Genomic DNA, 24,554 nt, shown 5'->3' on the forward strand with positions numbered 1-24,554 from the left:
AAAAAACAGCCACATGGGCTGTTTTTTTATTTATTAAAGATTTTTGCCGTACTTTAATGACATACCGACAAAGTCACGGAATAGCGGCTGTGGACGGTTAGGACGTGACGTGAATTCCGGATGGAATTGAGAAGCCACAAACCAAGGATGATCTTTTAGTTCAACGATTTCAACTAGACGACCATCTGGACTTGTACCTGAGAACACGAATCCTGCCTCTTCCATAGCTTGACGATAGTGGTTATTGAATTCATAACGGTGACGGTGACGTTCATAAACAACCTCGTCATTATACGCTTCATATGCTTTAGTTCCTTCGATAAGCTTACATGGATACAAACCAAGACGCAGTGTTCCGCCTAAGTCTTCTACATCCTTCTGCTCAGGAAGAAGATCGATGATTGGATCTGGAGTATCTTCTTTAATTTCAGCTGAATGCGCTTCTGGCAATCCCAGGACGTTGCGTGCATACTCAATGGACGCCAGCTGCATGCCTAAGCATATTCCGAAGAATGGTTTTTTTGTCGTGCGGGCAAATTCGGTCGCTGCAATTTTCCCTTCAATTCCACGATCTCCAAATCCGCCAGGGACAAGGATTCCATCTGCATCTTGAAGAAGTTCAGCAACATTTTCTTTAGTTACGTCTTCGGAATTCACCCAGTCGATTTCAACATCTGCATCAAATGCGTAACCAGCATGCTTAAGTGCTTCCACTACAGAAAGATAAGCATCTTGCAATTCAACATATTTTCCGACTAAGGCGATTTTCGTTTTCTTCGATAAAGAAGTAACCTTTTTGACTAGTTCCTTCCAATCTTCCATGTCCGCTTCGCCACAGTCCAATTGCAAGTGATCACAAACGATTTGGTCCATATTTTGTGCTTGAAGCGCAAGAGGGATGGAGTAAAGCGTATCCGCATCAAGACATTCGATAACAGAATTTTTATCGATATCGCAGAATAAAGCGATTTTATCCTTCATATCTTGTGAAATCGGGCTTTCTGTACGTGCAACGATGATATTTGGCTGAATGCCCAGACTGCGTAATTCTTTTACACTATGCTGTGTCGGTTTTGTTTTCATTTCACCAGCAGCTTTGATGTAAGGAACCAATGTACAATGGATATACATAACATTATTGATGCCGATATCACTCTTGATTTGGCGAATCGCTTCAAGGAATGGAAGAGACTCGATATCCCCAACAGTACCGCCAATTTCAGTGATGACTATATCGGCATTCGTTTCATTACCTGAACGGAAAACGCGTTCTTTAATTTCATTCGTGATATGGGGAATGACTTGGACCGTTCCACCCAGATAATCGCCACGGCGTTCTTTCCTCAGGACGGTTGAATAAATTCTGCCTGTAGTCACATTGCTGTGTTTACCAAGGTTGATATCAATGAAACGCTCATAGTGCCCCAAATCCAAATCCGTTTCAGCACCATCATCCGTTACAAACACTTCACCATGTTGATATGGACTCATCGTACCAGGATCCAAGTTGATATAAGGGTCAAACTTCTGGATCGTAACATTCAATCCCCTATTTTTTAATAATCTACCTAAAGAAGCGGCCGTTATCCCTTTTCCCAAGGAAGAAACTACTCCACCTGTCACAAAAATATATTTTGTCATCTTATATCCTCCTATAGAATGTTTTCTTCCAATTCTGTTCTCCACATCAGTAAATCGGAACCTGAATCGAATCTTTCGCCACATGGGCGGTTAAAAGCCATAAAACGCAAACCAGTACAAACCATTAATCACTTAAAGGTCTTTAGTGAGAGTCATGCAGGATACATGAACAAGAATAAATTTCCTTAAATGACGTAAACATAAATATGTTCTCTATAGTTTTTACAATTCTACGAGAAATCATTTTTAAAAATAAAAAAATGATGTCATTTATTCATTCCATCATTAAAAACAAAAACGCTCCGCTTACAAAAAAAGTAAGGGAGCGATATAATTTAATCATTGTGTCCTTTTTTAAGGAGCCCAAAAATGATTCTACAAATTTCGCCTCAAAAAGTCAAGGGCGATTATTTATTTCTCATCCTCTTCATCCAAGTCATCTAAGTCATCTTCGTCTTCATCTTCGTCCTCATCATCTTCCAGGACAAATGCATCATCTTCGATTATTTCTTCTTCCAGATCGTCGTCATCATCCACGTCATCATCCAAAAGCACTTCGTCGATGACTGGAGAACCTAGAATATCATCATCATCGTCGTCATCTTCATCCTCGTCCAGATCATCGATATCTTCTTCAAAGTCAAGGTCTTCGTCTTCAAGTTCATCGAAATCGTCGATAACGACAGCTGCCTTTTTGGTTTTCTTTTTCTTTTTAGGTTTTACAACATGTACGACTTCTTCCTCGATTTGGTCAACCGGGTACCATGTTTTCAATCCCCAGCGGTTGTCCCCAAGTGAAGTGAAACGGCCATCCACATTTAAATCCGTATAGAATTGTGCAATTTTCTTTTCCACTTCGGCTTTGGATAAATGGTGCAGCGAAGCTAATTCACTTATTAAGTCTTTAAATGGAATCGGTTCATTTCTTTCCACTAACAAATCATATGCCATCTCTATTAAGGACATTTCCAACAATTGCTCTTTTGAGTATTGTTTTAAACTCAAATTCCGCACTTCCCTTCTCTATTCAAACACTGAATTCCGTGTTTTTTCACATAAAAAAATAATCTAAAACAGTAGTTCGATAAAATAACGACAATTCCTGCTAGACATATACTCCATTATAAACAATCTAAATGGGTTTATGCTAGTTCTATATGATACTTTCACACATTTACCTTATTGTCTATCATTCACGGGAAACCAAATGGTAAATATCATTCCTTTTCCTTTTTGGATTTCTGACGATAGGCTGCCGTAAAAAAGACAATCGTCAGGATAAAAAAAGAAATGGCACCCAATTGATGCTCATACAGCTCAAATAAAAAAATGATGGCAAGAATGTAACCTATGATTAATCCAATCATTTTCAGGTTCATTTTCTCAACTCCAATAGGGCTGATTCTTCATTTTTGCCCCTTTTCCAAATAATTATAAGGTAAAATCTTCATTTTGTTAAAAAAGAGGGGAATTATTTAAAAAAAGAGGCCCCTAAATGTTCGGAGCCCCTTCTTCGTTTACATATTTCTTCGATATTGACCGCCTACATCATATAGCGCCCTCGTTATCTGACCCAGACTGGCCACTCTCACGCAGTTCATGAGTTCGGCAAAGATATTTTCACCATTCATGGCTGCCAATTTCAGTTTAGTCAGCGCCTCATCCGTGAACTCCTTATTTCTTTCCTGGAATGCCCGGAGATTCATGATTTGCCCTTCCTTTTCTTCCTTTGTTGCACGGGCAATTTCCATGCTGTTCACCGCTTCTTCGGAAGGAGGGTTTGGATTCAAATACGTATTGACACCAATGATCGGCAATTCTCCTGTATGCTTTTTCATTTCGTAATGCATCGATTCATCCTGGATTTTCCCGCGCTGATACTGCGTCTCCATTGCGCCCAGGACACCGCCTCGATCGTTGATGCGATCGAACTCTTGCAGTACTGCCTCTTCAACCAGGTCCGTCAATTCCTCTACGATGAAGGCACCTTGCATCGGGTTTTCATTTTTTGAGAGACCATGCTCCTTTGTAATGATCATTTGTATGGCCATTGCCCGGCGCACGGATTCTTCGGTAGGCGTCGTGATGGCTTCATCGTACGCATTAGTATGCAGGGAGTTACAGTTGTCCTGCAGTGCCATCAAAGCCTGAAGCGTCGTTCTGATATCATTAAAATCAATTTCTTGCGCATGAAGGGAGCGTCCAGAAGTCTGTATATGGTATTTGAGCTTCTGGCTACGATCATTCGCACCATATTTATCCCGCATGACAGTCGCCCAAATCCTTCTTGCCACCCTCCCGATAACCGTATATTCCGGGTCGAGCCCATTTGAGAAGAAGAACGACAAATTCGGGGCAAAGTCACCGATATTCATTCCGCGACTTAAATAATATTCGATGTAAGTAAAGCCATTCGCTAATGTAAAAGCCAGCTGTGAAATGGGATTGGCACCCGCTTCTGCAATGTGATAGCCGGAAATGGATACTGAGTAGTAGTTCCTGACTTTGCGATCGATGAAGTATGCTTGAATGTCCCCCATTAACCTTAAAGCAAATTCCGTAGAGAAGATGCATGTATTCTGGCCTTGGTCCTCTTTCAGAATATCCGCTTGAACAGTTCCGCGTACCGTTTGAAGGGTATAAGCCTGCACTTCTTCAGTTTCGGCATCAGTAAGGGGACGGCCTAACTCTTCTTCTTTCCGTTGAATCTGCTGATCGACTGCAGTGTTCATATACATGGCCAAAATGATTGGTGCCGGTCCATTGATGGTCATGGAAACAGATGTTGAGGGGTGGCAAAGGTCAAAGCCTGCATACAGCTTTTTCATGTCATCCAACGTACAGATGCTGACTCCGCTTTCCCCTACCTTTCCATAGATATCAGGCCGATGATCAGGGTCCTCGCCATATAAAGTTACAGAATCGAAAGCCGTACTAAGCCGTTTAGCAGTATCATCCTTTGACAAATAATGAAAACGCCTGTTGGTTCGATCGGGCGATCCTTCACCGGCAAATTGACGCTTCGGGTCTTCCCCTTCACGCTTGAATGGAAAGACTCCCGCTGTGTACGGGAAGAAGCCCGGAACGTTTTCACGGTATACCCATCCTAAAATCTCTCCATAATCCACATATTTAGGCAGTGATACTCTTGGAATCATTAAACCTGATAAACTTTTGGTTTTCAGTTTTGTGACGATTTCTTTATCCCTGACTTTCGTTACAAACTGCTCTCCTGCATACTTTTCTTTTAAATCCATCCATCCAGAAAGGATTTTTTTAGATTCAGGTGATAAATTCAAGGCGGTTTCCTTTTTCAGTTTTTCTAAAGAAGCCACCATCTCGTCGTTGTTATCATTTTCCTTAATTGCATCCATTGCTCCTTCAAGCTGGAAAAGCCTCCGGGCAATACGTACTTGTTCAGCCGCACGCTTATGATACGATCTGACCGTATCACTGATTTCACGTAAATAATACCGACGGTCAGTAGGAATGATGACATTTTGCTTGTAAACATCCGCTTCTTTCGAAAAGGCCGTACTCCAAACCGTCCCTGATTTTTCATTTAACTTTTCAATCAGTGCCGCGAATAATGCATTGGTGCCTGGGTCATTGAATTGGGAAGCGATCGTACCGTATACTGGCATTTCTGATGGATCTTGATCAAAAAGTGTACGGCTTCTTTGGTATTGTTTTTGAACTTGGCTTTTTGCATCCTCGGAGCCTTTGCGCTCGTATTTGTTAATGACTATCAAATCTGCATAATCAATCATATCGATTTTTTCAAGTTGCGAAGGAGCACCGAATTCACTCGTCATTACATACATGGATACATCGCATATTTCGGCAATTTCTGCATCTCCCTGACCAATTCCGCTCGTTTCAACGATGATTAAATCGAAGCCAGCTGCCTTCACGACTGAAATGGCATCTTTTATCGCCAAAGACAACTCACTTTTTGAATGGCGCGTGGCTAGGCTCCGCATATAAACACGCTCTGAAAAGATCGAGTTCATTCTGATTCTGTCACCAAGCAGGGCACCGCCCGTTTTCTGTTTGGTCGGGTCCACAGATAGTATGGCGACTCTCTCGTCTGGAATTTCGTTAATGAACCTTCTTATCAATTCATCAGTCAATGAACTTTTTCCAGCGCCGCCAGTCCCTGTAATCCCTAGAACAGGAACCTTCTTTTCGGAAGTCTTGATCTGCTCAAAAAGACTTTCCACCGCTGCCGCTGATTCCTGTGAAACATCGAGTCTGTTTTCGGCAAAGGTAATAAATTGGGCAATGGCATTTGTTCCCCCGGCAATCAATTCATCAAAACGTTCTTGTAGAGATGGTTTGACTGTCGAGAAATCACACTCTTCCATCAATACGTTTATCATTCCTTGAAGCCCATATTCCCGCCCTTCATCAGGCGAAAAGATACGGGCAATCCCATAATCATGAAGTTCTTTAATTTCCCTTGGGATGATGACCCCGCCACCGCCGGCAAAAACCCGAATGTGCCCGGCTCCCTTTTCCTTCAGCAGGTCATACATATATTTAAAATATTCCACATGTCCGCCTTGGTAAGATGACATGGCAATGCCTTGAACATCTTCCTGGATGGCCGCATTCACGATTTCTTCCACCGAACGATTATGACCTAGGTGAATAACTTCTGCCCCGCTGGACTGAAGGATTCTCCTCATTATATTGATGGATGCGTCATGCCCATCAAATAAACTCGAAGCTGTGACGAATCTAATATGGTTCTTCGGTTTATACACCTCAACTGTACTCATATAGCTCCTCCTTATTGAAACTTATTTATATCAGTGGATTTTGGAACCCGATACATTTTGAATCAATAATTGCGTCTGCAGTTCAACATACTCTTGAAGCGTATACTGTTTATGCAAAGCCCATCTTCTAAAACTCCACATCTGTCCCTGAACGAAAATGTTATGTGAAACAAGGCTTATTTGTTTTTCCGTTAACGAGAGCTCCCCATTCTCGACACATTTCGTTATCACTTTTTCGAACATGCCAACCATCCGAATTTCTTTGTTCAGAACATATGGTAAAGCATCCTTCGTCAGGGCCTTCACTTCCTGATACATGACCAGCACTTCGTCCTGCATATCATCCATCACTTTATAAAAATAGGCGATCGTCAGCTTCAAACTTTCAAGTGTCCCATCACTCTGTTCTATTTCTTTCTGAAGCTTTTCCTGGACTTCATCATAGATAAAGTCACAAACGAGATATAATATATCTTCCTTGGTTCGGATATACTCGTATAACGTGCCAATACTAAAGCCTGCAGCTTTGGCAATTTCCCTGGTAGTCGTACGGTGAAATCCCTTTTCCTTAAAAAGGGTAACCGCCCCTTTAATCATTTGTGTACGTCTTTTTTCAACCAGCCGCTCATCCTTTACAGATGCAAGAACCTCTCTTTTTTCCATTTCCAAACTCCTTTTGAAAGCCCATTATTCAACTATCAAAGACATTCTGAAGAAATTGAAAAGGGAATTCCGGTAAAGGCAGTGCCTCATCGGAAAACCTCAGTTTCAACCCTATTTAGTAACCATCCGTGAGATGACCAGCTTTTGGATTTCCTGTGTACCTTCGTAAATCTGGGTTATTTTCGCATCGCGCATATACCGCTCCACTGGATAATCTTTTGTATATCCATAACCCCCGAAAACCTGCACGGCCTCCGTCGTCACTTTCATTGCTGTATCTCCAGCAAAAAGTTTGGACATCGCCGACTCTTTTCCATAAGGAAGGCCCACTGATTCCAACCACGCAGCCTGATAGGTTAATAGCCTTGAAGCCTCAACACCTGTTGCCATATCCGCCAATTTAAAACCGATTCCTTGCTGTGCAGAAATTGGCTTGCCGAATTGGACGCGCTCTTTTGCATAACCAACCGCAGCATCCAATGCACCTTGGGCTATGCCTACGGCCTGGGCTGCAATTCCATTACGGCCGCCATCAAGTGTCATCATCGCAATTTTAAAGCCTTCCCCTTCTTTGCCAAGGAGATTTTCTTTAGGCACTCGACACTCATCAAAGATGATTTCCGTTGTCGGTGATGAACGGATTCCAAGCTTCTTCTCTTTTTTACCAACACTGAAGCCTGGGAAGTCCTTTTCAATGATAAAAGCACTCGTTCCTTTTTGTTTCGATTCAGGATCCGTCAATGCAAAGACGACATATGTATCGGCAATCCCGCCGTTCGTAATGAAGATTTTTGAACCGCTGATAACATATTCATCACCTACAAGCTTTGCAGTCGTTCTCATACCGCCTGCGTCGGAGCCTGAGCCAGGTTCAGTCAGTCCGTATGCACCGATTTTTTCACCCTGTGCCATCGGGCGAAGGTATTTTTGTTTTTGTTCTTCAGACCCAAATTTATATATTGGCCATCCTGCGAGCGAAGTATGGGCTGATAAAGTCACCCCAGTGGATGCGCAAACGCGGGAAAGTTCCTCAATCGCTATGCAATATGCTAAATAATCACTGCCAATTCCGCCGTATTCCTCAGGCCACGGAATCCCAGTCAATCCAAGCTCAGCCATTTTATCGAAGATCTCACGGTCAAATCGTTCTTCTTCATCCCTCTCGGCAGCAGTCGGAGCCACTTCATTCTGGGCAAAGTCGCGCACCATTTTCCTGATCATTTCATGTTCTTCCGTTAGTTTAAATTGCATGAATATGCCCTCCAAATTTCCGTAATTATAGATTCTTACTGATGACCATTCTCTGTATTTCGCTGGTACCCTCATAAATTTCAGTTACCTTTGCATCCCTGAAATAGCGTTCGACCGGATATTCCGTTGTATATCCATAGCCTCCGAACACTTGGACTGCTTCTATCGCCACATCGACGGCCGTCCTCGAAGCGAATAGCTTAGCCATTGCCGCCTCTTTACCGCAATTCAATCCCTGCGAGCGTAAATATGCCGCCCGATAGACCAGTAGCCTTGAAGCTTCTATGCCCGTTGCCATTTCGGCCAGTTTGAAACCAATTCCTTGTTGTTGCGCAATAGGTTTGCCGAATTGCACCCTGCCTTTTGCATATTGGACAGCATGTTCCATGGCACCCTCAGCAATTCCCAGCGCTTGAGCGGCAATCCCGATCCTTCCAGCATCCAAGTTGGCCATTGCGATCTTAAAGCCTTCACCTTCTTTGCCAAGGAGATTGGCTGTAGGGATTTTCATATCCTCGAACGTTACCTGCACGGTGCTTGAGCCATGAAGGCCCATTTTACGTTCATCTTTACCGATGATTAAGCCTGGCGTCCCTTTTTCTACGATAAAAGCGGAGATTCCCTTACTTCCCTTCTGAGGGTCGGTTGAAGCAAAAACAATAAACACATCCGCTTCCCCGCCATTGGTGATAAAAACCTTGGACCCATTTATTCGATATTCTCCGCCTTCCTTGACTGCCACTGCCTTAGATTTCAAACTCGCAGCATCGGAACCTGAGCTTTGCTCAGTCAAGCAAAAGGCGCCTAAATATTTACCAGCGGCTAACTTAGGTACATACTTTCGCTTCTGCTCTTCCGTTCCAAAATAAACGATTGGATTTGTTCCAACAGAAGTATGAACGGACAGTATGACACCGAGAGTGGGACTTACTTTGGAAATCTCATTGATGGCAATGATATAAGACATGAAGTCCATACCTGCGCCACCATATTCTTCTGAAATCGGAATTCCCATCAAACCAAGCTCACCCATTTTTTTTAGAATCTCTTTTGGAAACACGCCTGTTTCCATTGCCCCGATATGAGGAGTGATCTCATTCTCCGCAAAAGCGCTTACCATCTTCCGCATCATTTCCTGTTCTTCTGTAAACTTGAAATCCATCCTTCATCCCCCCATAGCTGCACATCTTTCCATGATTAGTTATATTCGTAAAAGCCCCGTCCTGATTTCTTGCCTAGCCACCCAGCTTTTACATATTTCCTTAACAGCGGACACGGTCGGTATTTATCGTCTCCCAGCCCTTGATGAAGGGTTTCCATTATATACAAACATGTGTCCAGCCCAATGAAGTCAGCTAGCGTAAGCGGGCCCATCGGATGGTTCATTCCCATTTTCATTACGTCATCGATCGCCTCTTTAGTAGCAACGCCCTCATATAGTGTATAGATGGCCTCATTGATCATCGGCATTAAAATCCGATTAGCTACAAAACCTGGAAAATCATTGACTTCCACCGGTACCTTGTTCAAGGATTCAGCCATCTTTTCAACTTCTTTATAAACTTCATCCGATGTAGCAAGGCCTCGAATGATCTCAACCAGCTTCATGACTGGAACGGGGTTCATAAAGTGCATGCCAATTACCTTTTCCGGCCTTTTCGTGGCAGCGGCTATCTCGGTGATCGGGAGCGAAGAAGTATTGGATGCAAGAATGACGTGTTGCGGTGTGATTTCATCCAACTCGGCGAATATTTTTGTTTTTATTTCCATGTTTTCCACCGCAGCTTCAACCACTAAATCTACCTCAGCCGCATTTTTCAAATTCGTCGATGAAGTCAACCGGGAAAGGATTGCATCTTTCTCCCCGGATTCCATTTTCCCTTTTTCAACCTGCCGGGAAAGGTTCTTGGTAATAGTCCCTAACCCCTTTTCTACATACTCATCTTTTAAATCGTGTAAAAGAACTTCATAACCGCTCATTGCACAGACCTGGGCAATGCCAGATCCCATCTGTCCCGCACCAATGACCATCACTTTTTGAATGCCCATGAAAATCCCCCCTCATTTATCTATGAAACTATTATCCTTGCTTAGGCACTTCAATTAAAATGGCATCTCCCTGACCGCCGCCACTGCAGATCGCTGCGATGCCCAATCCCCCTCCGCGGCGTTTCAGTTCATGCATCAGCGTAATGATGATGCGGGCACCACTCGCCCCGATTGGGTGACCCAATGCTACAGCCCCTCCGTTTACATTCACTTTTCCCGGCGCGATGTTGGCAATTTTCCCACTGGCCAGCGCAACCGCTGCAAATGCTTCGTTCACTTCAAACAAATCAATTTCCTCTATCGATTTACCTGTCTTCTTCAGGAGTTCATTTATGACCAAACCTGGCGTTTTAGGGAAGTCCTTTGCTTCCACTGCCACTTCTGCATGAGCTAAAATATAGGCAAAAGGCGTTTTTCCTTCTTTTTCCGCGCGTTCCTCACTCATTAGCACGAGTGCACCTGCCCCATCATTGACACCTGGTGCATTACCTGCCGTAATGGTTCCCTCATTATTGAAAGCTGGACCTAATTTAGCTAACTTCCCGGCAGATGTATCTTTTCTTGGGGCTTCATCATGTTCAATGGTAATTGGTTCGCCTTTTCGTACCGGCACCTGTACGGAAATGATTTCTTCTGCAAGAATACCGCCATCGATTGCCTTTATCGCCTTTTGATGACTCTCGTAAGCCCAGCTATCCTGTTCCTCACGGGTGATTTCAAGATCCTCGGCCGTACTGTTTCCGTAAGTCCCCATATGGACGCCCGTAAAACTGCAGCTAAGTCCATCCGAAATCATCGTATCCTTCAGTTCTCCATCACCCATCCTTAGGCCCCACCTTGCTTTCGGAAGGATATAAGGAGCATTGCTCATCGATTCCATTCCGCCGGCAACAATGATTTCCTCTTCACCTAAACGAATGATCTGATCAGCCAATGTAACACTGCGAAGTCCTGATGCGCACACTTTATTTATGGTTTCCGTTTTCACTTCCCAAGGCAATCCAGCATGACGGGCTGCCTGTCGGGACGGTATTTGACCTTGGCCTGCTTGAAGCACATTCCCCATGATGACCTCGTCTACTTGGCTGCCTTCGATCCCTGCCCGAACAAGTGCCTCTTTGATTGCTATTCCACCAAGTTGTGATGCCGTCAAACTGCTAAGACCACCGCCAAATTTACCAAAAGGTGTTCTCACACCGCTAATAATCACTGTTTTCGCCATCATTATTTCCCCCTATAAGTAACATTGATTGAACGCTCGCTCAATTTGGAGTTAAAAAAATAGTGTTGTAAGCGCTTAATATTATATTATATTACACATTTTTCTCAAAAATGAAAATATTTAGTTTTTAAAAATTGAAAAAATTGCCTGCTTCCATTTGATCCATCCCATATAGAAGAAGCAGGCAATTCCATTTTAAATTAAGAGGCAATCGGTTTATTTTCACCAATGACCGCTTTTTCGAGTAGTTCAGCTACATCATACGTTTTAACATTTTCCTCAACTTCTTTTGCTTTCGTCCCATCAGATAGCATGGTCAGGCAATAAGGACATCCTGAACTGATCACTGTTGGACTGACGGCTAGCGCCTGTTCGGTACGGGCCACATTAATGCGGTTTCCTGTTTCCTCTTCCATCCACATCAAACCGCCTCCAGCTCCACAGCACATACCCTTCTCACGGTTACGCTCCATCTCAATAAGTTTCACACCATCAATGGATTGCAGGATTTCACGCGGCGGGCTGTAAACTTCATTGTACCTTCCCAAGTAACAGGAATCGTGAAATGTAATCGTCTCATTCACCGGGTACTGAGGCACCAACCTGCCTTCACTGACAAGTTTGGCTAACAGTTCAGTATGGTGATACACTTCCGCTTCCAAGCCAAAATCTGGATACTCATTCTTGAAGATATTGTATGCATGCGGATCGATCGTCACGATTTTCTTAATTTCATTCTTCTGGAACTCTTCTATATTTTTCATTGCAAGCTCCTGAAAGACAAACTCATTACCCAATCGGCGGGGAGTATCCCCTGAGTTCTTCTCCTTATTTCCGAGAATTGCAAATTTGACGCCAGCTTCATTCAATAATTTGGCAAAGGAAAGGGCAATCTTCTGGCTACGGTTATCGTACGATCCCATTGAACCTACCCAGAATAAATACTCGAATTCTTCGTCTGCCTTTTTTAATTCCTTCACGGTAGGGACGCTGACATCTTCCCGAAGGCTTCGCCAATCTTCCCTCTCTTTACGGTTCAGTCCCCAAGGGTTTCCTTGACGCTCAATATTCGTCATGGCACGTTGCGCATCAGGATCAAGTCTGCCCTCTGTCAACACTAGATAACGGCGCATATCGATGATTTTGTCGACATGTTCATTCATTACCGGGCATTGATCTTCACAATTCCGGCATGTGGTACAAGCCCAAAGTTCTTCTTCCGTAATGACTTCACCAATCAGGCTCGGACTGTATGCCTCGGTTGCTGCAGCAGATTCCTGCGCCCCCTGTGCGGCTCCAGCCAAAGCTATCTTATTTCCCTTCGTATTCCCAAAAACAAAAGATGGCACCCATGGCTGCTTAGTTGTAACGGCAGCGCCTGTATTTGTTAAATGGTCACGCATCTTGATTATGATATCCATCGGTGACAGCATTTTACCGGTACCTGTAGCCGGGCACATATTCGTACAGCGCCCGCACTCCACACAGGCATAGAGGTCCACCATTTGGTACTGCGTCAAATCTTCGATATATTTGGCACCGTAATATTGATTGCCTTCTTTGTCGAAAACCTCTTCTTCCAAATCAACCGGTTTCAATTTCCCCGGATTGTCCAATCGATTCAGGAATACATTTATCGGACCGGCAATCAAGTGGGCATGCTTAGATTGCGGGATGTAAACAAGGAAAGATAATATGATCAGTAAATGCAGCCACCAAGCTACATAAAAAACGACTGTTGCCGCTGTTGTCCCCATCCAGCCGAATAGGAAAGCGATGCTTGATGCGACTGGCTCTGACCAAGTTGCATCGTGTCCATGCCAGATCATTCCCATTCCATTCCCCAGTAATACGGTGATCATGATCCCGGTGATGAAGATGACAACCAAACCTGCTTTGAAATCCCTTTTCAAGCGAACGAGCTTTTCGACATAACGGCGGTATGCCGCCCATAGGATTGCAACAAGAACAGTGAGCGTCACAATTTCCTGGAAGAAAGTAAAGGCCGGATAAACAGGGCCAAACGGTAAATGCCACCCCGGTCTTAAGCCTTTAACGAAAAAGTCAAGTGCGCCAAATTGCACTAAGATGAAACCATAAAATAACATGGCATGAATGATCCCGCTCTTTTTATCTTTAAAGAGCTTCTTCTGTCCAAATACATAAACCCCTATTTTAACAAGACGATCTTTCACACGGTTATCGAATTCCACTTTTTTGCCAAGTTTTATATAAGCTATACGGGTCTTTATCAAGTAGACAAACAAACCGGCGGCGTAAGCGGTTACAAGCAGGAATGCAACTAAGTTGATCCACAGTAAGCCATTCATTTCCATGCAGACTTTCCCCCTCTTTAGTAAATTGCAAAATGCCAGGTACCATTTTGGGAAATTTGGCATTTTTCTGAAATTTGATTAATTCCATTATATAATGAATGAGCATTCAGTCAACTTTTTTCTTTCTAAAACTATTTAATTTTTCTGGACCTTAATTATATAATTCGACAATTTCGCGTATTACCCTTCTGCATTCTAAAAAAATGAGTACCCTCTCCCCGCTTTTTAATGATTACTAACAGGGAATTGGAGCCAAACTAAATATAATCATTTAGGGGGGATTTTTTTGAAGATAATCACTACGATTGCCTCAATATTTTTATTGATCTTCTCTTGGTGCTGGGTTGATCTTAAGGTAGGGCATAAGCGTTATTTGAAGCACGCAACCAACATAAAATATCCGCCTCGGAACAGCGATATGACTGTATTCACATCAGGGAAAATCCTGTTTGACGATTACATGAAGGAAGTAAAGCAAGCTCAGGATTCCATCCATATCCTTTTTTATATTGTAAAAAATGATAAATTCAGCAAGGATTTTTTGAAGTTACTGCAGTCAAAAGCAGAAGAGGGCGTGGAAGTGCGGCTTTTAGCCGATTGGGTAGGAAGTAAAAAGATGTCCCGCCAAATCATTCAGGAGCTAACTAAAAGCGGTGTTCATTTTTCTTTCAGCTTTAAACCGAAACTCCCCTTCCTTTTCTATACGATACAAAAAAGAAATCACCGTAAGATCACGGTGATAGATGGAAAAATCGGCTATCTTGGCGGCTTTAATATCGGTAAGGAGTATATAAACAAAGGGGAGAAGCTGAACCCGTGGAGAGATTACCATTTAAAAATGACCGGGGAAGGTGTAAAGGACCTTCAGGAAGTCTTCCTCGCGGATTGGTTCCATGATACAAACGAGGATTTCAGAGGAACGCCTGCCTATTTCCCGACATTGACTCCCGGAACGCAGGCACAGCAGTTTGTCGTCACGAATGGCAGTGATCTTGAACAGTCACTTACACACATAATTCGGCAAGCCACTAAAAAAATCATTATCGGGACTCCATATTTCATTCCCAGTGAAACTTTATTTCAAGAATTAAGGAAAGCACTTGCACGCAATGTTTCCGTTACGATCATTGTACCTGAAAATTCAGACCATGCCCTTGTCAAGGAGGCTTCTTTTCCCTATTTCCGGGTACTAATAAAAGAAGGGGCTGAAATCATGCAATTTCAAAGAGGGTTCTACCATTCTAAAGTGATTCTGATTGATGATATAATGTGTGATATCGGTACGGCTAATTTTGATAAGCGCAGTTGTTTTTTAAATAGTGAAATCAATTGCCTCGTATTTGACCGGACATTTATAGAAGATGTAAAAAAGGAATTGGAAGTGGACCTAGCCGAATCCAAGCCGCTTAACGGGGACGCAATTTCCAACATGAATGTAGTCCGTTCAGCAAAGGAATCGCTGGCCGCCATCCTTTCTCCTTTTCTTTGACATCCCGTTGCTCAAGGAGAAAAATATTATGAAAATAAGATTTGGATTCGTATCCAATGCCACCTGTTTATGGGAAGCTTCTCCGGCTAAGACACTTACTTACAAGCGCTATAGTTCACTTGGCGTGGAAAAAGGAATGGAAAAACTCCTGGACGTGACAAGGAAGAATATTGAAAATACCTTAAGGGTCCTTCAATATAACACGGCACACCAAATAGAAATATACCGGATGTCCAGTTCCATTGTTCCTTTAGCCACACATCCCGAAATAGAATGGGATTTCGTTACACCTTTTAAAAGAGAGTGGAAACAGCTTGGCGATTGGGCCACTGCACACAAGATGAGGATCAGCTTTCATCCCAATCAGTTTACGCTGTTTACCAGCCCTAAATCCGCGATTACACAAAATGCCGTAAAAGATATGGAGTTCCATTATAAAATGCTTGATGCAATGGGCATTGCGGACACCTCTTTCATCAATATCCATGTCGGTGGGGCCTATGGAGATAAAGAGTCCGCCCTTGTAAGGGTTCATGATAACCTTAAATCGCTGCCTATGCACGTCAAGGAAAGAATGACTTTTGAGAATGATGATAAAACCTATACAGCATCTGAAACCCTGAGCGTATGTAAGAGGGAAGGCATCCCACTTGTATTCGATTACCACCATCATCTCGCAAATCTTTCGGATGAGCCGCTTAACGAGCTGCTCACCGAGGTATTCACCACTTGGAGGCAAGCAGGAGCGGTACCAAAGATTCATATTTCATCCCCAAAATCTGCAGGTGAATTTCGCTCGCATGCAGATTATATCGATTTGGACTTCATCATGCCCCTTTTTAAAGTGCTTAAGGATCTTGGACAGGACGTCGATTTCATGATCGAGGCCAAGATGAAGGATCGGGCAATGTTGCAGCTGATTGAAGATATCGCTAAGGTTCGTGGTGTAAAAAGGGTGAGCGGCGGTGCCGTAGAGTGCTGATTAACCTAAAAAAAAGCGGCTTGTTTCGTTAGAAACAGCCGCTTTTTCCATTACATTTTTTCCGGTGCCGAAACCCCGATTATAGCTAATGCATTCTTTAAGGTAATTTGGACGGATTTGACCAGTCCTAAACGCGCCTTACTTCTTTCCATCTCTTCAACATCCAAAACCTTATCTGCATTGTAGAAACTGTGGAATGTAGAAGCTAGGTCGAATATATAATTCGTCATGCGGTGAGGCATCCGTTTTTCGGCTGCTTCCGCAATTGCCTGCGGGAATTCTCCTAATTTCTTCAAAAGTTCCACTTCTTTTTCAGTAGCTAGGGCAGAGAAATCAGTGACTCCTTCATAGCTGATCCCTTGTTCCACACCTTGGCGTAAAATGCTGGAAATCCGGGCATGGGCATACTGTGCATAATAAACAGGGTTTTCATTGGATTGTGAAACCGCAAGATCCAAATCGAAATCCATGTGAGTATCCGCACTTCTCATTGCAAAGAAATAACGGGTTGCATCGAGACCCACTTCATCAATAAGGTCACGCATCGTAACTGCTTTACCGGTACGCTTACTCATCTTCATTTTCTCGCCATCCTTGTACAGGTGAACAAGCTGGATGATTTCCACTTCAAGCTGCTCGCGTTTGTACCCCAATGCTTCGATCGCCGCTTTCATACGCGGTATATAGCCGTGGTGGTCTGCACCCCAGATATTGATCAGCGTTTCAAAGCCGCGCTCCAATTTATTACGATGATAGGCAATATCCGGTGTCAGATATGTGTAAGACCCATCCTGCTTAATAAGCACCCGGTCTTTATCATCGCCTAGTTCAGTGGAGCGGAACCATGTAGCCCCATCTTCCTCGTAGACATGGCCCCTGTCCCTCAACACTTTGAGTGCCTCATCAATTTTACCGTCTTGATATAGAGATGTTTCGGAGTACCATACATCGAATCCGACACGGAAATTAGCCAAGTCCGTTTTCAGTTTTTCCATTTCATATTTCAAGCCGTACTCACGGAAAAATTCAAAACGTTCCTTTTCATCGGCATTTACATATTTATCCCCAAATTCACTGGCAAGCGTTTTACCGATGCCAATGATATCTTCGCCATGATAACCGCCCTCCGGCATATCCTTTTCGAGGCCAAGTGCCTGGAAATAGCGGGCTTCTATGGAAATGGCCAAATTATTAATTTGGTTTCCTGCGTCATTGATATAGTATTCACGTGAAACATCATAACCTGCTTTAGAGAGGATATTACATAATGTATCACCTACTGCTGCACCACGGGCATGACCAAGGTGAAGATCACCGGTCGGGTTCGCGGAAACGAACTCCACCTGGATTTTTTCGCCTTTACCAAAGTCACTTTCCCCATATGCTTCATCCACTTTCAAAATGACAGGAACCAATTCTGTCAAATAGGAATTATTCATGTAGAAGTTGATGAAACCAGGTCCTGCAATCTCGATTTTTTCGATGGATGCTTTTGAGTTGTCAAAGTTTTCGATGATTGCCTCTGCTATCATCTTTGGCGCTTTCTTTGCAATCTTCGTTAATTGCATGGCCATATTCGTGGAATAATCTCCGTGTGTCTTATCTCTTGGCAGTTCCAATACAACATTTGGAATCTGCTCTTCCGTTGCCAACCCAGCTTTAATGACTGCCGCTTTAATCTCTTCTTTCAGTTTTTCCTGTACCTCTTTTACTATATTCATGCGCTATGCTTCCTCCTTGTAGGAAATCGTCATCTCATATTGACCGGGCTCGCTTCCCTGCATATGTAACGTATATTTAAGGACAAGTTTCCCTTGTTTGGTCTGTTCATCCCATTGATGATGTATCTTCTTCGCGGTCGTCCGTAATCCCAACCTGCCATATAGACTTTCATAATGTCCATTTGTCGCTTCCTGCAGGCGGAAAAGCTGCCTCATTTTAATGGCGCCATTTCTAAGCAGGATCGTTTCATCCGGTTTGTGCTTGATGGTCGTTTGTGTTTGACCGGCTTCATTTTCCTCTTTATATTGCAAATATAAATCTGCACCTTTATACATTTTTGTACCAAATGTCACCAGCTCATACGTTTCCGTTTCTGGGCCGTGCATGATTTTTGTCTGTAAAGTCACTTTAATAGCATGCTTATCTATATCATGAAGAGTCAAAGCTACACTTCCTTCATCATGTCGTTCTTAACTTTATAAGTATAAATATTCTTTAAGGAAGTTTCAACTTGGAGCGGAAAATAAAGTGTAAATCCAAAAGTGTGGGGATAAACTGTCGAAATCATGTTGTTGCAATTCATTTGATTTTAACGCAATAATGACACATTGGGGCGGAATTATTCAAAAAGGCTCCTTCAGATATAAAATTCTTTTCCTGAATGGATAAAAAAAGACCATTCCCGCTAAAAAACGGGAACAGTCTAGTCTTCCATCATTAACCTTTTTGAACCCAACCTAGAATCATTTCGCGAATCAGCTTGCTAGCCGTGTTCGCAGTTTGCTCGGATGGATCATAAATCGGTGCCACTTCTACTAAATCGCAGCCGACTACATTAATTTCAGACCGTGCTATCTCATGAATCGAAGCTAAAAGCTCTTTGGAAGTGATGCCTCCACAATCTACGGTGCCTGTCCCTGGCGCGTGCGCAGGATCAAGAACATCGATGTCGATCGTCACATATACAGGACGACCAGCTAACTGCGGCAGTACTTCTTTCAGAGGTTCAAGAACTTCAAATTTAGAGATGTGCATGCCATTTTCTTTTGCCCATTGGAATTCTTCCTTCAAACCGGAACGAATGCCGAAAGAGTATACATTTTTCGGGCCGATAAGTTCTGCGGATTTGCGGATGATGGACGCATGGGAAAGCGGCTCTCCCTCATAATCCTCACGTAAATCTGTATGGGCATCCATATGGATGATGGCCATATCGGGATACTTTTTGAACATGGCTTTAATGACTGGCCATGTGACAAGATGTTCCCCTCCCATCCCCATTGGGAACTTACCTGCATCCAACAAGCTGTCGACAAATTTTTCAATCATATCGATACTGCGCTGCGGATTGCCGAATGGTAATGGAATATCCCCGGCATCAAAGAATTTAACTTCCTCTAATTCACGATCTAAATATGGACTGTACTCTTCCAAACCAATCGAAACTTCACGAATCCGGGTAGGGCCGAATCGAGAACCCGGACGGAAACTCACCGTCCAGTCCATCGGCATGCCGTATAGTACAGCTTCTGATTCCTCAAATACAGGGTGGCTTTTAATGAATACATTGCCTGAATAGGCTTCATCGAATTTCATGGTCCATGCCCCCTTATTTCACTAAATCTTGAACGAATTTAGGCAGAACGAAAGCTGCTTTATGAAGTTCTTTTGTATAATATTTCGTTTCGATTTCATGGAAACGGTCTTCAGTCACTTCTAATGGATTATATTTTTTCGACCCGATCGTGAACGCCCAAAGGCCGCTTGGATACGTCGGGATATTCGCTAAATACAGGCTGGTGATCGGGAATATTTCTTTCACATCACGTTGTACATCGCGAATTAAGTCCGCTTTAAACCAAGGGTTGTCGGATTGTGCCACAAAAATCCCGTCTTCTTTCAAAGCTTTGGAAATCCCGGCATAAAAACCTTTTGTGAATAAGTTGACAGCAGGTCCGACAGGTTCAGTCGAGTCAACCATGATCACGTCATATTCATTCTCACTTTTGGCGATGTGCATGAAGCCATCCCCAACTTGTACGTCTACACGCGGATCTTCAAGCATACCTGCAATTTCAGGCAGGAATTTCTTTGAGTATTCGATAACTTTCCCATCGATATCCACCAATGTAGCTTTTTTTACGCTTGGGTGTTTTAGGATTTCACGGATGACTCCTCCGTCCCCTCCGCCTACAACCAAAACGTTTTCTGGATTAGGATGGGTAAATAAAGGAACATGGGCTACCATTTCATGGTAAACGAATTCATCACGCTGTGAAGTCATTACCATGTCATCCAGCAATAGCATATTGCCCCACTCTTCCGTTTCAATCATATCAAGCTTTTGAAACTCAGTTTGCTCCGTATGTAAAGTACGATTCACTTTCATCGTAATACCAAAATTCTCTGTTTGTTTTTCAGTAAACCAAATGCTCATTTATTAACGCTCCTTTTCCATTTCATATTGTCAGTCACCTTATAGGTTCCCCAAAATCGGTATAGTCATTAGCTAGAAAAATTATAGACGAATCTAGCAGAATTGCAAGATAAATTTCATAAATGCAGTTCTTATGTTTAAAATTTTCTTTTTTTTCCATAATAGTAATAGATAATAGATTCTTACCTGATAAGAGAGGTGAAAGCAATGGAATTGATTCCAAGCGAACGATTTAAAAGGACAACTAAATATGTACGGGCCTTCATCATCCTTGCCACAATCGGGCTCACGATACTCTTTGTATTGCTTCTCTCTTTACTGATTTATGCAAAGATATTAGGTCCTCCCCCTTTGGTCGTGCCGCAGTCCACTCTCTATTATAGTGATGATGGAAATGTGATCGGTGAAACGGATAATGGCCAGAAACGTTATTGGGCCGGAATGGAGTCGATTTCACCACAGCTCATCCAAGCGACTGTCGCCGTTGAGGATCGTCAATTTTATACTCATAATGGATTTGATATAAAGCGGATCGGCGGTGCCATCCTTGCTGATATTAAGGCAATGTCCAAAGTCCAGGGTGCAAGCACCATCACCCAGCAGTATGCCAGGAACCTGTTTCTCGGGCATGACAAAACGTGGTCGCGTAAGTTTAATGAGGCCTTTTATACGATACGTTTAGAAATGAATTACTCCAAAAAGGAAATTCTAGAAGGCTATTTAAATACGATTTACTACGGCCACGGCGCATATGGAGCCCAAGCTGCAAGTCAATATTACTTTGGCAAGGATGCCAAGGATTTGACTCTTCCTGAAGCGAGCATGCTGGCCGGAATACCAAAAGGGCCGTCAAACTATTCACCATTGGATAACTTTGAAAAAGCGAAATCAAGGCAGAAAGTTGTCCTGCAAGCCATGAAAAACAAAAACTACATTTCAGGAAAAAATATCGCGGAAGCATTGGGAACATCCCTTACATTAAAGGGCGAGCACGGAACGGTCACCAATAAGACCGCTCCATATTTCCAAGATGCCGTCAAACAAGCTTTAAAGTCCCAGCTTCATTTAGATGACCGGACGATCGAGCTCGGCGGGCTTAGGGTCTATACCACACTGGACGAAACCCAGCAGGATGCCGCCGAGGAGGTTCTTTCCAATACCATACCCAAGTCTTCAGGCATTCAAGCCTCGATCGTGGCAATGGATCCGGATACCGGGGAGGTCCGTGCGCTGGTCGGCGGCAAAGATTATTCCGAGTCGCCATTCAATCGAGCTACACAGGCTGTTCGCCAGCCTGGTTCAACCATGAAGCCATTGCTATACTATTCAGCGCTGGAGAACGGTTTCACACCGTCCACCACCTTAAAAAGCGAGACAACTACATTTTCTTTCGATGATGGTCACTCATCTTATACACCGCATAATTACAACCATCAATATGCGGAAGGCGAAATCACGATGGCTCAGGCCATTGCTCTTTCAGATAATATCTTCGCCGTAAAAACGCACTTGTTCCTTGGGGAACAGACATTGGTCGATACGGCGCATCGCTTCGGAATCACGGCAAAGATGGATGCGGTTCCTTCCCTGGCACTCGGTACGTCAGGTGTAAGGGCAATTGAAATGGTGAACGCATACAGCATTCTGGCCAACGGCGGCAAGAAGGTTAAACCCGTGTTTATCAAAAAAGTTGAAAATCAAAAAGGTGAAGTGATTTTTGACGAAAATGAGAAACCGGAACAGATTTTGGATGAGGACAAGGCATTTGTCATGACCCAGATGCTTACAGGTGTTTTCGATGAAACCTTAAATGGCTATACGAAAGTCACCGGCAGCACCATCAGTTCCCAGCTTACCCGCCCATATGCCGGCAAATCAGGCTCCACCCCGACGGATAGCTGGATGATCGGTTACACACCGGGGCTTGTTGCGGGAGTATGGACTGGATATGATCAAGGCAAAAAGATCGAAATCCCTGCTGAAAAAGGCTATGCCAAGAAAATCTGGGCTTCCTATATGGAGAAGGGACTGCAAGGGAAACCGGCAAAATCGTTTAAGGAAACCAAAAACGTAATCGGGGTGAACGTGAATCCCGTTAGCGGAAAATTGGCCACAAAGGATTGTCCTGTCTCAAGATTGACTTATTATGTTAAAGGAACCGAACCTGTCGAATACTGTGCCGAGCACTTTAAGGGTGAGGATCCGAAACATAACCCAAAAGAAGAAGAACATAAAAAGGCCCCGTGGTACAAAAAAGTCTTAAAACCTTGGGGATAACGAAAAACCCCCGAAGCCGGCAACGGCTTCGGGGGTTTTTCTGTCCTAGTTCCACAGTGACTAAACTGCTGTCTTTAAGTTTACTGATTTTATCGCTTTCCTACAAGTGCATTTTTCACTAAACTTAACATTTCATCCATTAACGAGACTCAAACCGTCAATGACTCCTTCAGCTGATCTGAAGAGCGCTCCCACATTCCTGCATCATGATTTTTCAGGAAGTCTGCAAGCACACGCTTTGATTTATCGTCCATGTCCTCGACGATGATTTTTCGTTTCAGCGATTTATCCATTCTGTTGACATGTTCCGGAAGCGATTTGTAACCGCGTCTAATTGACCTGTCGACCATCATTTCACATGCTGTCACACCTGCATAGTGCGGACCGTTTTGTGTGGCTTCAATGGTCACCCAAACAAGCCAGTAAGGTTTGGCATTCGGGACTTCCTCTTTAGTCTTTAAAAACTTGATCCCTTTCTCCACTGCACTCCTTGCATGCATCGCGCCGATATCGACCTCTGCTTCACCTGCATCCACATCGATGATGACCGGAGAAATATTATCGAGCGTTAAAACCCCTGCTCCATATCCGCCATGACCTTCTGTAGGGTCGTTTTTTATAATGTTGAAGCCTACCTTTTTCTTTGGTTGTTCTTCCATGTTTATATCCCCCTTTATCGTTTGTCATTCCTTATTATTGGTTAAAAAACAAAAGTGAAAAAAATTGACTCAAGATGCCTCCCACAAATTTAATGCCAGTATCCAAAATCGGTCTGATTGTATAATCGCCCAGCGGTGTGATTATCAGAATCAAGAAAATCAGGGAGCCGTATTGTTCATACTGTGTCATTTTTGCCCGCAAGTCCGCTGAAACAAGATCCTGTACGATCCTATAACCATCGAGCGGCGGCAGTGGTATCAGATTAAATACAAATAAAAGGACATTTAAATTTATTAGTATATTTACGAAGGGCTCGACGAAAAACGGTAAATCAGGTCCGACGCCTGCTGCAACCAATCCGTAAAAAATTAAAAACCCCAAAATTGCAACAATCAAATTACTGAACGGACCGGCAAAAGAGACGAGCACTCCTGCCAATTTTGGATTCTTGAAATGAAAACGATTAACCGGTACAGGTCTCGCCCAACCGAATCCGGCTATTAATATCAACAATGTCCCGATCGGATCCAAATGAGAAATCGGATTCAACGTGACTCTTCCTTCATTCTTCGCAGTCGGGTCACCGAACTTATAGGCCACATAAGCATGGGAAAATTCATGAACCGTAAATGCGATTAACAGTGACACAATGACATACGGAAGTTCTTCCAAGCTATAATGCAAAAACTGTCCTATTTGATCAATGAATTCCATCTATAGCTTCTCCCCCATTGTTTATTACCGTTAGTATACATCAAAAGTCCAAGAAGTGAAAAAACTCTGACTTCCGTGTCTTGCAATTCTTTTTCCATTGTGAAACACTACAAGATAAGAGAGGAAGGGGGGAAAAGAGATGCCATATGTAACAGTCAAAATGCTTGAAGGCCGTACAGACGAACAAAAAAAGGCTTTAGTCGAAAAGGTGACTGCAGCCGTTACGGAAACAACTGGAGCACCAGCTGAAGCCGTGACGATTTTCATTGAAGAAATGTCAAAAAATCATTTAGCAGTAGCCGGTGTCCGTAAAAGCGATTTATAAGC

At 43.3% G+C, this 24,554-nt stretch carries 20 protein-coding genes; 4 read left to right on the forward strand and 16 right to left on the reverse strand.

The genetic code is table 11. From position 1 onward, the window contains the following. Nucleotides 1–33 precede the first annotated feature (33 nt). The 10 genes from BW986_RS13365 to BW986_RS13405 all read right to left on the reverse strand — a co-directional run bounded on the left by BW986_RS13365 (nucleotide 34) and on the right by BW986_RS13405 (nucleotide 13,940). Complete coding sequence (locus BW986_RS13365) at nucleotides 34–1,641, reverse strand: CTP synthase (RefSeq protein WP_076368370.1); 1,608 nt, start codon at nucleotides 1,639–1,641, stop codon at nucleotides 34–36. Nucleotides 1,642–2,052: 411 nt separating this feature from the next. Then, nucleotides 2,053–2,646: a DNA-directed RNA polymerase subunit delta gene (gene rpoE / locus BW986_RS13370; RefSeq protein ID WP_076368371.1), complete on the reverse strand. Its 594-nt coding sequence runs from the start codon at nucleotides 2,644–2,646 to the stop codon at nucleotides 2,053–2,055. Nucleotides 2,647–2,858: 212 nt separating this feature from the next. Continuing rightward, the gene (locus tag BW986_RS30230; RefSeq protein WP_179086067.1) at nucleotides 2,859–3,020 is read right to left on the reverse strand and encodes a hypothetical protein; all 162 of its coding nucleotides are present in this window, start codon (nucleotides 3,018–3,020) and stop codon (nucleotides 2,859–2,861) included. A gap of 138 nt (nucleotides 3,021–3,158) precedes the next feature. Then, nucleotides 3,159–6,425 carry a fused isobutyryl-CoA mutase/GTPase IcmF gene (gene icmF, locus BW986_RS13375; protein WP_076368372.1) on the reverse strand — a complete coding sequence of 1,089 codons (3,267 nt, stop codon included), beginning with the start codon at nucleotides 6,423–6,425 and terminating at the stop codon, nucleotides 3,159–3,161. Between the two features lie 30 nt (nucleotides 6,426–6,455). Further along, nucleotides 6,456–7,088, reverse strand: a complete 633-nt coding sequence (locus tag BW986_RS13380; RefSeq protein ID WP_076368373.1) for a TetR/AcrR family transcriptional regulator — start codon at nucleotides 7,086–7,088, stop codon at nucleotides 6,456–6,458. 111 nt (nucleotides 7,089–7,199) lie between these two features. Beyond that, nucleotides 7,200–8,339 (reverse strand): acyl-CoA dehydrogenase, encoded by a 1,140-nt coding sequence (locus BW986_RS13385; protein WP_076368374.1) that lies wholly within the window; start codon nucleotides 8,337–8,339, stop codon nucleotides 7,200–7,202. Nucleotides 8,340–8,364: 25 nt separating this feature from the next. After that, nucleotides 8,365–9,501: an acyl-CoA dehydrogenase gene (locus tag BW986_RS13390; RefSeq protein WP_076368375.1), complete on the reverse strand. Its 1,137-nt coding sequence runs from the start codon at nucleotides 9,499–9,501 to the stop codon at nucleotides 8,365–8,367. A gap of 35 nt (nucleotides 9,502–9,536) precedes the next feature. Further along, on the reverse strand, nucleotides 9,537–10,388 hold the full coding sequence (locus tag BW986_RS13395) for a 3-hydroxybutyryl-CoA dehydrogenase (RefSeq protein ID WP_076368376.1): 852 nt from the start codon (nucleotides 10,386–10,388) through the stop codon (nucleotides 9,537–9,539). A gap of 31 nt (nucleotides 10,389–10,419) precedes the next feature. After that, entirely contained in the window at nucleotides 10,420–11,610 is a 1,191-nt protein-coding gene (locus tag BW986_RS13400; RefSeq protein ID WP_076368377.1) for an acetyl-CoA C-acetyltransferase, read from the reverse strand. Nucleotides 11,611–11,810: 200 nt separating this feature from the next. Continuing rightward, a complete protein-coding gene (locus BW986_RS13405; RefSeq protein ID WP_076368541.1) occupies nucleotides 11,811–13,940 on the reverse strand; it encodes a (Fe-S)-binding protein in 2,130 nt (709 codons plus the stop codon). Between the two features lie 298 nt (nucleotides 13,941–14,238). Here BW986_RS13405 and cls point away from each other — a divergent pair, with 298 nt between their 5' ends. Together cls and uvsE are read left to right on the forward strand one after the other, a co-directional pair. Then, on the forward strand, nucleotides 14,239–15,435 hold the full coding sequence (gene cls, locus BW986_RS13410; RefSeq protein WP_397222294.1) for a cardiolipin synthase: 1,197 nt from the start codon (nucleotides 14,239–14,241) through the stop codon (nucleotides 15,433–15,435). Nucleotides 15,436–15,463: 28 nt separating this feature from the next. After that, a complete protein-coding gene (gene uvsE / locus BW986_RS13415) occupies nucleotides 15,464–16,417 on the forward strand; it encodes a UV DNA damage repair endonuclease UvsE (protein ID WP_076368379.1) in 954 nt (317 codons plus the stop codon). 50 nt (nucleotides 16,418–16,467) lie between these two features. Here the strand turns inward: uvsE and argS are convergent, their stop codons facing one another. The 4 genes from argS to speE all read right to left on the reverse strand — a co-directional run bounded on the left by argS (nucleotide 16,468) and on the right by speE (nucleotide 20,576). Further along, nucleotides 16,468–18,138 carry an arginine--tRNA ligase gene (gene argS, locus BW986_RS13420; RefSeq protein WP_076368380.1) on the reverse strand — a complete coding sequence of 557 codons (1,671 nt, stop codon included), beginning with the start codon at nucleotides 18,136–18,138 and terminating at the stop codon, nucleotides 16,468–16,470. Nucleotides 18,139–18,141: 3 nt separating this feature from the next. Further along, the gene (locus BW986_RS13425) at nucleotides 18,142–18,582 is read right to left on the reverse strand and encodes a YwiB family protein (RefSeq protein ID WP_076368381.1); all 441 of its coding nucleotides are present in this window, start codon (nucleotides 18,580–18,582) and stop codon (nucleotides 18,142–18,144) included. Between the two features lie 274 nt (nucleotides 18,583–18,856). After that, nucleotides 18,857–19,735 carry an agmatinase gene (speB, locus tag BW986_RS13430; protein WP_034315888.1) on the reverse strand — a complete coding sequence of 293 codons (879 nt, stop codon included), beginning with the start codon at nucleotides 19,733–19,735 and terminating at the stop codon, nucleotides 18,857–18,859. A gap of 13 nt (nucleotides 19,736–19,748) precedes the next feature. Further along, on the reverse strand, nucleotides 19,749–20,576 hold the full coding sequence (speE, locus tag BW986_RS13435; protein WP_053348438.1) for a spermidine synthase: 828 nt from the start codon (nucleotides 20,574–20,576) through the stop codon (nucleotides 19,749–19,751). Nucleotides 20,577–20,783: 207 nt separating this feature from the next. Here speE and BW986_RS13440 point away from each other — a divergent pair, with 207 nt between their 5' ends. Beyond that, entirely contained in the window at nucleotides 20,784–22,853 is a 2,070-nt protein-coding gene (locus BW986_RS13440) for a transglycosylase domain-containing protein (RefSeq protein WP_076368382.1), read from the forward strand. Nucleotides 22,854–23,002: 149 nt separating this feature from the next. Here BW986_RS13440 and BW986_RS13445 read toward each other — a convergent pair whose 3' ends face one another. Beyond that, nucleotides 23,003–23,512: a YwhD family protein gene (locus tag BW986_RS13445; protein WP_063589657.1), complete on the reverse strand. Its 510-nt coding sequence runs from the start codon at nucleotides 23,510–23,512 to the stop codon at nucleotides 23,003–23,005. Between the two features lie 34 nt (nucleotides 23,513–23,546). Next, nucleotides 23,547–24,227 (reverse strand): site-2 protease family protein, encoded by a 681-nt coding sequence (locus tag BW986_RS13450; protein ID WP_260320849.1) that lies wholly within the window; start codon nucleotides 24,225–24,227, stop codon nucleotides 23,547–23,549. A 139-nt stretch (nucleotides 24,228–24,366) separates the two neighbouring features. Here BW986_RS13450 and BW986_RS13455 point away from each other — a divergent pair, with 139 nt between their 5' ends. Beyond that, nucleotides 24,367–24,552, forward strand: a complete 186-nt coding sequence (locus tag BW986_RS13455) for a 2-hydroxymuconate tautomerase (protein ID WP_034315897.1) — start codon at nucleotides 24,367–24,369, stop codon at nucleotides 24,550–24,552. The last annotated feature ends 2 nt before the right edge of the window (nucleotides 24,553–24,554 follow it).

Source organism: Peribacillus simplex (genome assembly GCF_900156045.1).
In the GTDB taxonomy this organism is placed as follows: Bacteria; Bacillota; Bacilli; order Bacillales; family DSM-1321; genus Peribacillus; species Peribacillus simplex_D.

Bases quoted from the DNA above. Each gene is read 5' to 3' on its own strand.
- BW986_RS13365 (WP_076368370.1), bottom strand. From the start codon at position 1,641: ATGACAAAATATATTTTTGTGACAGGTGGAGTAGTTTCTTCCTTGGGA.
- BW986_RS30230 (WP_179086067.1), bottom strand. From the start codon at position 3,020: ATGAACCTGAAAATGATTGGATTAATCATAGGTTACATTCTTGCCATC.
- icmF (WP_076368372.1), bottom strand. From the start codon at position 6,425: ATGAGTACAGTTGAGGTGTATAAACCGAAGAACCATATTAGATTCGTC.
- BW986_RS13380 (WP_076368373.1), bottom strand. From the start codon at position 7,088: ATGGAAAAAAGAGAGGTTCTTGCATCTGTAAAGGATGAGCGGCTGGTT.
- BW986_RS13385 (WP_076368374.1), bottom strand. From the start codon at position 8,339: ATGCAATTTAAACTAACGGAAGAACATGAAATGATCAGGAAAATGGTG.
- BW986_RS13390 (WP_076368375.1), bottom strand. From the start codon at position 9,501: ATGGATTTCAAGTTTACAGAAGAACAGGAAATGATGCGGAAGATGGTA.
- BW986_RS13395 (WP_076368376.1), bottom strand. From the start codon at position 10,388: ATGGGCATTCAAAAAGTGATGGTCATTGGTGCGGGACAGATGGGATCT.
- BW986_RS13400 (WP_076368377.1), bottom strand. From the start codon at position 11,610: ATGGCGAAAACAGTGATTATTAGCGGTGTGAGAACACCTTTTGGTAAA.
- BW986_RS13405 (WP_076368541.1), bottom strand. From the start codon at position 13,940: ATGAATGGCTTACTGTGGATCAACTTAGTTGCATTCCTGCTTGTAACC.
- uvsE (WP_076368379.1), top strand. From the start codon at position 15,464: ATGAAAATAAGATTTGGATTCGTATCCAATGCCACCTGTTTATGGGAA.
- argS (WP_076368380.1), bottom strand. From the start codon at position 18,138: ATGAATATAGTAAAAGAGGTACAGGAAAAACTGAAAGAAGAGATTAAA.
- speB (WP_034315888.1), bottom strand. From the start codon at position 19,735: ATGAAATTCGATGAAGCCTATTCAGGCAATGTATTCATTAAAAGCCAC.
- speE (WP_053348438.1), bottom strand. From the start codon at position 20,576: ATGAGCATTTGGTTTACTGAAAAACAAACAGAGAATTTTGGTATTACG.
- BW986_RS13440 (WP_076368382.1), top strand. From the start codon at position 20,784: ATGGAATTGATTCCAAGCGAACGATTTAAAAGGACAACTAAATATGTA.
- BW986_RS13445 (WP_063589657.1), bottom strand. From the start codon at position 23,512: ATGGAAGAACAACCAAAGAAAAAGGTAGGCTTCAACATTATAAAAAAC.
- BW986_RS13450 (WP_260320849.1), bottom strand. From the start codon at position 24,227: ATGGAATTCATTGATCAAATAGGACAGTTTTTGCATTATAGCTTGGAA.
- BW986_RS13455 (WP_034315897.1), top strand. From the start codon at position 24,367: ATGCCATATGTAACAGTCAAAATGCTTGAAGGCCGTACAGACGAACAA.